This window comes from Stutzerimonas stutzeri SDM-LAC, from assembly GCF_000235745.1.
Taxonomy (GTDB): Bacteria; Pseudomonadota; Gammaproteobacteria; order Pseudomonadales; family Pseudomonadaceae; genus Stutzerimonas; species Stutzerimonas stutzeri_H.
The window spans coordinates 1-8,277 of sequence record NZ_AGSX01000035.1 but is presented as its reverse complement, the minus strand read 5'-3'; the positions used below and the strand labels follow the sequence as shown (position 1 = coordinate 8,277).

At 60.2% G+C, this 8,277-nt stretch carries 8 protein-coding genes; 5 read left to right on the top strand and 3 right to left on the bottom strand.

The genetic code is table 11. The features are described 5' to 3' along the window. From PSTU_RS0103570 to PSTU_RS0103560, 3 genes are all read right to left on the bottom strand, one after another. Positions 1-1,331, bottom strand: a 1,331-nt coding sequence (locus tag PSTU_RS0103570) for an AMP-binding protein (protein WP_019339669.1), incomplete at its 3' end; no start/stop codon positions are given. Beyond that, positions 1,328-2,500, bottom strand: a complete 1,173-nt coding sequence (locus tag PSTU_RS0103565; RefSeq protein WP_019339668.1) for an isochorismate synthase MenF — start codon at positions 2,498-2,500, stop codon at positions 1,328-1,330. The genes PSTU_RS0103570 and PSTU_RS0103565, both read right to left, overlap by 4 nt. Positions 2,501-2,915: 415 nt before the next feature. Further along, positions 2,916-3,392 carry a GreA/GreB family elongation factor gene (locus PSTU_RS0103560; RefSeq protein WP_019339667.1) on the bottom strand — a complete coding sequence of 159 codons (477 nt, stop codon included), beginning with the start codon at positions 3,390-3,392 and terminating at the stop codon, positions 2,916-2,918. A gap of 217 nt (positions 3,393-3,609) precedes the next feature. Here PSTU_RS0103560 and PSTU_RS0103555 point away from each other — a divergent pair, with 217 nt between their 5' ends. From PSTU_RS0103555 to PSTU_RS0103535, 5 genes are all read left to right on the top strand, one after another. Further along, on the top strand, positions 3,610-4,038 hold the full coding sequence (locus PSTU_RS0103555; RefSeq protein WP_019339666.1) for a DUF2141 domain-containing protein: 429 nt from the start codon (positions 3,610-3,612) through the stop codon (positions 4,036-4,038). Between the two features lie 304 nt (positions 4,039-4,342). After that, positions 4,343-4,615 (top strand): HU family DNA-binding protein, encoded by a 273-nt coding sequence (locus tag PSTU_RS0103550; RefSeq protein ID WP_019339665.1) that lies wholly within the window; start codon positions 4,343-4,345, stop codon positions 4,613-4,615. A 679-nt stretch (positions 4,616-5,294) separates the two neighbouring features. Further along, positions 5,295-6,806, top strand: coding sequence for a CoA-acylating methylmalonate-semialdehyde dehydrogenase (locus PSTU_RS0103545; RefSeq protein ID WP_019339664.1), 1,512 nt, complete (start codon positions 5,295-5,297; stop codon positions 6,804-6,806). Positions 6,807-6,870: 64 nt separating this feature from the next. Then, complete coding sequence (gene mmsB / locus PSTU_RS0103540) at positions 6,871-7,761, top strand: 3-hydroxyisobutyrate dehydrogenase (RefSeq protein WP_019339663.1); 891 nt, start codon at positions 6,871-6,873, stop codon at positions 7,759-7,761. Between the two features lie 2 nt (positions 7,762-7,763). Next, positions 7,764-8,277: enoyl-CoA hydratase/isomerase family protein (locus tag PSTU_RS0103535; protein ID WP_019339662.1), on the top strand; the 514-nt coding region annotated here is incomplete at its 3' end.

Genomic DNA, 8,277 nt, shown 5'->3' with positions numbered 1-8,277 from the left:
GCGGCGATCTTTTCGCCGCCACGATTGATCTGATCCTTGATCCGGCCGACGACGACGAGGTATCCGTCCGCGCGCTGACGAACGAGGTCACCGGAGCGATAAAACCCTTCGGCATCGAATGCGGCGGCGTTGTGCTCGGGGCTCTGGAAGTAGCCACGGATCGTGTATGGCCCGCGCGTCATCAACGCCCCGATTTCGCCAGCAGCCACTGGATGACCCTCGCGATCAACGATCTTGATCTCGTCATCTGGGCTCATCGGCTGGCCCTGGGTCAGATAGATATGCTCATCGCTATCATCCAGCCGTGTGTAGTTGACCAGCCCTTCAGCCATGCCGAAGACCTGTTGCAGCCGGCATCCCAACACCTGGGGCACCTGCCTGGCCTGAGTCTCAGGCAGCTTGGCGCCGCCAACCTGAATCAACTGCAGCGAATCGAGCTCACCACTGGGGGCGGCCTGCAGCCACATGGCCAGAGCCGACGGCACCAGCGCGGTAACGTTGACCTGCTGCTGTGCAATCAAAGGGAAGCAACTGGCGGGACCGGGGTCCGGACTGAGCACGACACGACCGCCAGCGAGAAACACACCCAGCGCGCCGGGTGAGCTCAGCGGAAAGTTGTGCGCTGCAGGTAGTGCACAGAGATAACGCGTGTCTCGGTCGAACTGACAGATCTCGACGCTACGACGAACGCTGTAGAGGTAGTCGTTATGGGTGCGCGGGATCAGCTTTGGCGTGCCGGTACTGCCGCCGGAGAGCTGGAAGAACGCCACTTCGCCGGCCGGTGTCGGTCGGAACGACCGCAGTTCTTTCGCCGGTTCGAACCAGCTCTTCAGACATAGCTCTGGATGGGGGTCGTCATGCAGCAAGACGGTATCAAGGTCAGGAATACTCTCCGTTAGCTCTTCGACAAACGCATCACCTGTGAACAGTGAATGAGCCCTGCTGGCAATCAGCAGCCGCGGGCGGATTTGCGCGGCATAGGCCACCAGCTCGAGACGGTTGTGACTGAACAATGCGTTAACGGGCGCGATTCCAGCCTTGATCAGGGCGAAGAACACAACGTACAGCTCGGCCTGATTGCCCAATTGGACGAGGGCGCGGTCGCCCTGCCCCAGACCGCGGTTCGCCAGCCGCTGCGCTAGGTTCGTCGAAGCTTGGTCCAGATCGGCGTAGCTCATAACCTTGCTACCGTCGATCACGGCAACGGCGTCCGGCTGGGTGCTGGCCTGCTCAACGAGCATCTGGCTCAGCGGTTCGCCACGCCAATAACCGGCCTGGCGGTATCGCTCAGCAAATTCCTCAGGCCAGTGTGTGAACGGAACCAGGCTCATACAGCCTCCCGGCCAAGACCGAACGCCGCGAGCATGGTGCCAAGCTTGGTGCCGGTTTCGCGCCATTCAGACTCGGGGCAGGATTCCGATACCAGCCCAGCCCCGGCAAACAGCCTGACTATGCGCTCGTCGATCACGCCGCAGCGAATAACCACAGCCCATTCGCCGTTTCCGGCGGCGTCGCACCAGCCAACGATGCCGCCAAAAACACCTCGATCAAAGGGTTCGAGTTCTGAGATCAGCTGTTTTGCAGCTGCTGTAGGAAAGCCACAGAGCGCTGGGGTCGGGTGCAGCTGGCACGCCAGCTTGAGGGCTGACACGGGCTCGGCGAGCTCACCTTCGATTCTTGTGGACAGGTGCCATAGCTTCGCGGTGCTCATGAGCGATGGTGCGTCGGGAATATGCAGTTCCCGGCATATAGGCCGCAGCTGGCGCTCCATATCGCGGATCACCAAACGGTGTTCGTGCTGGTCTTTTGCAGAATCAAGAAGGCACTGCGCCGCATACTCGTCTTCCGCTGGTCCGGCATGACGCCGGGCTGAGCCGGCCAGAGGGTTGGTTTCCAGACGTTGGCCGGTTTTGCGCAGTAGCAGCTCGGGACTGGCGCCGATCAGCACCCCGCCGTCAGGCAGATCCGCGAAGAAGTGGTACGCCTCGGGATTCTGCTGACGCAACCCTTGGAAGATCGTCGCCGCACATGGCGGCTCGTCGAACTCAAGCTGCAGCAGACGGGACAGCACTGCTTTGTCGAGACGCCCGTTACGAAGCGCTGCAAGCGCTCGGGTAACGGCCTGCTGAAACTCGGCCTGGTTGGGCTGCTCAATGCACTGGCGGGCATTTCCACAGGCGAATCCGCATATGGAGGTGGGCGGTGCCGTGGGAGGCAAATGGCTAATGTGTCGCGGAATGAACAAGCTTGAGGGTTGCTGCTTATCGAAAGGGATCACGCCGACCAGTACCGGGTTCCTTAGCCCAGCCGCCTGAGCTTCGGTGAATCCACGTTGAACATCCTGCTCAAGGCCCGGCCCGGCGCCCTCCGCCGGCGTGTCTATCACTTTGAAACAACCGCTGGCTTCGATGCCTCCAGCCGGCGAATAAAATCGGTACGAGGGCGGGAATTTGTAACCTTCCCCAGACCCGTCGTAGGCGACGCGAGTCAGTGCGTTCACCACTACCTCCGCAAATACTAATGAGATTGCTTATCATCTGCATGCGGCACGATAGTCAGCTCGACTGGATGCGTCAAATTGTTTCTGGACAGAGTGAGAGGTGGCATTTTGCCGGCACCAGGCGAAGTTGGAGGCGCCAGCGGCAAGGTGGAAACGGTGCAGTAGAACGGTTGAGCGCGAGAGCTAACGGTAGCGGCTAAGAATGATCAACTCTCTGATCATTTTCCTTTTAAAATCAGAAGGATAGATATGTTTGTTGATATCGTTTATTCAAATCGCCTTGCGCCTCACAGCCGCCGCAGAAAGCAGCATCGCAAATCGTAGAATCTACATTAGCTAGCATTTATAACTGATTGATATACGAATAATTTTTAATTTTCGAAAGATGCCCTTTCTCTTGCGCGATGGAAGCAGATCAGCTGACACTGATTACGCTGTAGCGAATGGATTGTCCTTCGACACGAACCTCGGCCTCATCACCCTCCTCGCAGCCCAGCAGCGCTCTGCCCAGCGGTGAACGCGGAGAGATCACCAGCACTTCATCGCCCTCAACGGACACGCACAGTCCTGCGGCATCCGGCCCCAAAAAGACCCAACGATGAGCGTCAGAAGATTCCAGCGAAACCAGTGCGCCCAACGTGATCGCTTCATTGCGATGCGATCGTACGGGTAGGTTTCGATAGCTTGCGAGCGCCGTCTCTATCTCATGAACGCGCCGCCGCTGGCCATCAGCCAGGTAGGCTGCTTCCAGCCCGCGGGTATCGTATTTGTTCTCCGCTTTGCTTTCGGAGTGCGTCGCCGCCTCGTGGGAGGCCCTCAGCGCATTCTTTGCCACAGCGAGATCGTCCTGCAGCTTTTCGATGATCAGCGTCTGAAGATGGGTTTTGTTCATGCGGACTCGGTCACCGGTCGTTTGGCATCTAGCATCGCATCGCTGCGTTGCTGGAGCCACGGCGTTATCGCTTCGTTATGGGCGTGACTGACTGATCAGCTGTATTGCTGGTCGATCCACTGGAACCGCGGCACTATCGCCGAGCTAATCTGGGCACGCCTGATAGGCCCACAACTTCCAATTCATTCGATATGCACGTCAACCAGGAGCGAAACCAATGACACTGCGCGTAGCGCTAACCTTGATCGCAATGACGGTAGGTCAAGCGGCTGTTGCTGACGGCCAGCCGCTAACGGTCAAGCTCAATAACCTCGAACACGGTCGAGGCACCGTCCGCGTGGCTCTGTTTTCCGATCCGAAGACATTCCGCAAAGCGGATCAGGCAATCGCCGCCAGCGAATTGCCAGCCAAGGCCGGGTCGGTCACAGCGGTGTTCGAAGACGTACCTGCCGGTCAGTACGCCGTGATGGCCTACCACGACGAAAACGGTAACGGCGAGCTGGATCTTCGGTTTGGCATGTTTCCCACCGAAGGATACGGCTTGTCCAATAACCCCAAGGTAATGGGGCCGCCAGCATTCGAAGAGAGCCGGTTTGAGGTGCCAGGCGACACGCCCATCGAAATCGATGTCGATATCCGCTACTAAAGTCGTAGCGCGCTAATCAGCGTGTAGATTGGCCGGTTCGTGTCGTCTTCATCCCGGTAAGGCGCGCTGGTTGCGGCGGGCGCATTGCTTTTGTTACATACAGGCGCCTGCAGAGTTACCAATGGTCGGGATGGCAATGAACCGGAGCCGAAATCCCGCTGTCCAGACAAAAGCGTCTGGACCAGGCAACCATGAGATTTGTCGCCCCGCACGGGATATTTTTGAAAAAAGAGGAGATTTGCCGCAGGCGACAGAGCAAGACGCTGCTTATACTGACCACCCATTCCAATCTGGAGCCACACCCGTGAATAAAGCCGAGTTGATTGAAGCGATCGCCGCCTCCGCCGATGTACCGAAGAGCACCGCCACTCGTGTGCTGGACGCCTTCACCGAAAGCGTGACCAACACCCTGCAGAACGGCGACAGCGTGACGCTGGTCGGCTTCGGCACCTTTGCCGTCAAAGAGCGCGCAGCCCGTGACGGCCGCAACCCGCAGACGGGTGCCACGATCAAGATCTCCGCAGCAAAACTGCCAGGCTTCAAGCCAGGCAAGTCGCTGAAGGACGCAGTGAACTAAGTCACTGCATCCAGGAAACCGGGCCGCTGACGTCCTAGCGGACGCAGCGCCTGCTCGGACCTTCCCACCCCTGCTCTATTCCCGCCTGATCCCTCGTCTCCCGCCCGAACACCGGGCCTCCCGACCGCCCAGTCAAGAACCCCGAATGGGCCGGTTGGTTTGCATCCCTCATCTCTGTACATCGAAATCCAACGTCAAGTGACGCCGAACGGCACAACGAAACGCTACGGCTACCGGTGACCACCTGCGCGCAGCTGTTCTCCCGCCTGTTCTCAATTGCGTCGGACACGACGATCCCGAACCGGTTGATAACGATGTGTGGGCACAACCTGGCGACCCACGTGTGCACGCGGCCACGTCCTGAGTGCTCCGCAGATTAGATAACGCCGTGGAGCACGTCTGGCATCGGCGCTGGAGCACACCGGGTAGCGCGGCGCTGCTCTCCCGCCAGAAGATCAACCCTCTTACGATCCGTTGCGAAATAGCCGTGCAGGTCTAAACAACCAAACGAGACGGCGAATCCCGACAGTTCCGCGATATCGCCGTGGTGGGCTAGCGTGTGTATTTATGCAGACTCGCTATGCAGCGAGCCGCATTGAAGTCGGCAAATTTGCACTCTAGGATCAGGACAGTTCCATAACTTGCCTATCCGAATAACAACAATCGCCAGGACCCCACCATGACCCAGTCAAGTGCCATTCCCACAGTCAAACTCCTGATCGGCGGCGAGCTGGTCGAGTCCTCCACCAGCGAGTGGCGCGACATCGTCAACCCGGCGACGCAAGAAGTCCTAGCCCGGGTGCCGTTCGCTACCGAGGCGGAAATGAACGCCGCGGTCGCCAGCGCCAAGGAAGCCTTCAAGACCTGGCGCAAGACGCCTATTGGCGCTCGCTCGCGCATCTTCCTCAAGTACCAGCAGCTGATTCGCGAAAACATGAAGGAGCTCGCCGCCATTCTTACCGCCGAGCAGGGCAAGACCCTGCCGGACGCCGAGGGCGATGTATTTCGCGGGCTTGAAGTGGTCGAGCATGCCGCCGGCATCGGCAACCTGCAGCTGGGCGAGCTGGCCAACAACGTTGCCAATGGCGTCGATACCTATACCTTGCTGCAGCCGCTGGGCGTCTGCGCCGGCATCACACCCTTCAACTTCCCGGCGATGATCCCGTTGTGGATGTTCCCGATGGCCATCGCCACCGGCAATACCTTCGTCCTCAAACCGTCCGAGCAGGACCCGATGGTGACCATGCGTCTCGCCGAGCTGGCGATGGAAGCAGGCGTGCCGCCGGGCGTGCTGAACGTGATTCATGGCGGCGCCGATGCGGTGAACTTGATCTGCGACCACCCGGATATCAAGGCCGTTTCCTTTGTCGGCTCCACCAAGGTCGGCACGCACGTCTATAACCGTGCCAGCCAGGCCGGCAAGCGCGTGCAGTGCATGATGGGCGCGAAGAACCACGGCATCATCCTGCCCGACGCGCACAAGGAGCAGACGCTCAACAACCTGGCTGGCGCTGCATTTGGCGCAGCCGGCCAGCGCTGCATGGCGCTGTCCGTGCTGATCCTGGTGGGCGAAGCACAGAGCTGGCTGCCGGATCTGGTCGCCAAGGCCAAAACGTTGAAGGTCAACGCAGGCGCTGAAAGCGGGACCGACGTAGGCCCGGTGGTTTCCTGCGCAGCACTGGATCGCATCAGCTCGCTGATCGAGCGCGGCGTGTCGGAAGGCGCAGAGCTGGCTCTGGACGGTCGCAACCCGCAGGTCTCCGGTTTCGAGAAGGGCAACTTCGTTGGGCCGACCATCTTCTCCGGGGTGAAGCCGGACATGACCATCTACCGTGAGGAAATCTTCGGCCCGGTACTCTGCGTGATGCAGGTCGATACCCTCGATCAGGCCATCGAGCTGGTCAACGCCAACCCCAACGGCAACGGCACCGCCCTGTTCACCCGTTCTGGCGCCGCAGCCCGGCATTTCCAGGAAGAGATCGACGTAGGCCAGGTCGGCATCAACGTGCCGATCCCGGTGCCGGTTCCGATGTTCTCCTTCACCGGTTCGCGCGCTTCCAAGCTCGGCGACCTCGGCCCGTATGGCAAGCAGGTGGTGCAGTTCTACACTCAGACCAAGACCGTCACCCAGCGCTGGTTCGATGAGAATGAGGTCGGCGGCCCGGTGAACACTACGATCAACCTCAAGTAACCGGATCGGCGTCGGGTCGCCCGGCGCCGTTTCAGCCGTCAATCAGAACAAGAAGGAAACGGCCATGCATATCGGTTTTTTAGGGCTCGGCAACATGGGCGGGCCGATGGCTCGCAACCTGCTCAAAGCCGGCCATCAAGTCACGGTTTTTGACCTCTCCGCTGCGGCGGTGTCGGGTCTGGTCGAAGCCGGCGCCAAAGAGGCAACCTCACCGGCTGCCGTCGCGGGTGCAGGGGTTGAAACCATCATCACCATGCTGCCGGCTGCCGCGCATGTGAAGCAGGTCTACCTCGGTGAAGACGGGCTTCTGGCCAACGTCCAATCCGGCGTGCTGCTGATCGACTCCTCCACCATCGATCCAATGTCCGCGCGGGAAGTCGCTGCAGCCGCTGCAAAAAACGGCAACCCCATGCTCGACGCTCCGGTATCCGGTGGCACGGTCGGCGCCGCGGCCGGTACCCTGACCTTCATGGTCGGTGGCAGCGAAGCGGACTTCACCAAAGCACAGCCAATCCTCGCCACCATGGGCAAGAACATCGTCCATTGCGGCGACACCGGTAACGGCCAAGTGGCGAAGGTTGCCAACAACATGCTGCTCGGCATCTCGATGATCGGCGTGGCCGAGGCCATGTCGCTGGGCGTGGCGCTAGGGATGGATGCCAAAGTCCTGGCCGGAATCATTAACTCTTCCAGCGGCCGGTGTTGGGCTTCCGAGATCAACAACCCCTTCCCTGGCGTGCTGGAAAACGGCCCGGCATCGCGCGGTTACAGCGGTGGCTTCGGCACTGATTTGATGCTCAAAGACCTTGGTCTGGCCAGCGAGGCGGCCAAACAAGTGCGCCAGCCGGTTATCCTCGGTGGTCTCGCGCAGCAGCTGTACCAGGCCTTCAGCATGCAGGGCCATGGCGGGCTGGACTTCTCCGCGATCATCAAACTCTACCGCCAAGAGGATTAGACATGACCCAGGCAGAAGCGCCGATACTGATTGAAGTTCGTAACCGCGTCGGCTATCTCACGCTCAACCGCCCTGCCGGGCTGAATGCCGTCACCCTGGAGATGGTGCGGATGTTGCACATGCAATTGCAGGAGTGGGCGGACGACCAGGATGTAGTCGCGGTGGTGTTGCGCGGCGCTGGCGAGAAAGCCTTCTGTGCCGGTGGCGATATCCGTTCGCTGTATGACAGCTACCAGAACGGCGACAGCCTGCATCGGGCGTTCTTCGAGGAAGAATACGCGCTGGACCAGTACATCCATGCCTACAGCAAACCCCTGCTGGCGCTGATGAACGGCTTCGTGCTCGGCGGCGGCATGGGCCTGGTCCAGGGTGCCTCACTGCGGGTGATCTCCGAGCGCACGCGCATGGGCATGCCGGAAGTTGGCATCGGTTACTTCCCGGATGTGGGCGGTAGCTATTTCCTGCCGCGCCTGCCGGGCAACCTCGGTCTCTACATGGGCCTGACCGGTAACCACG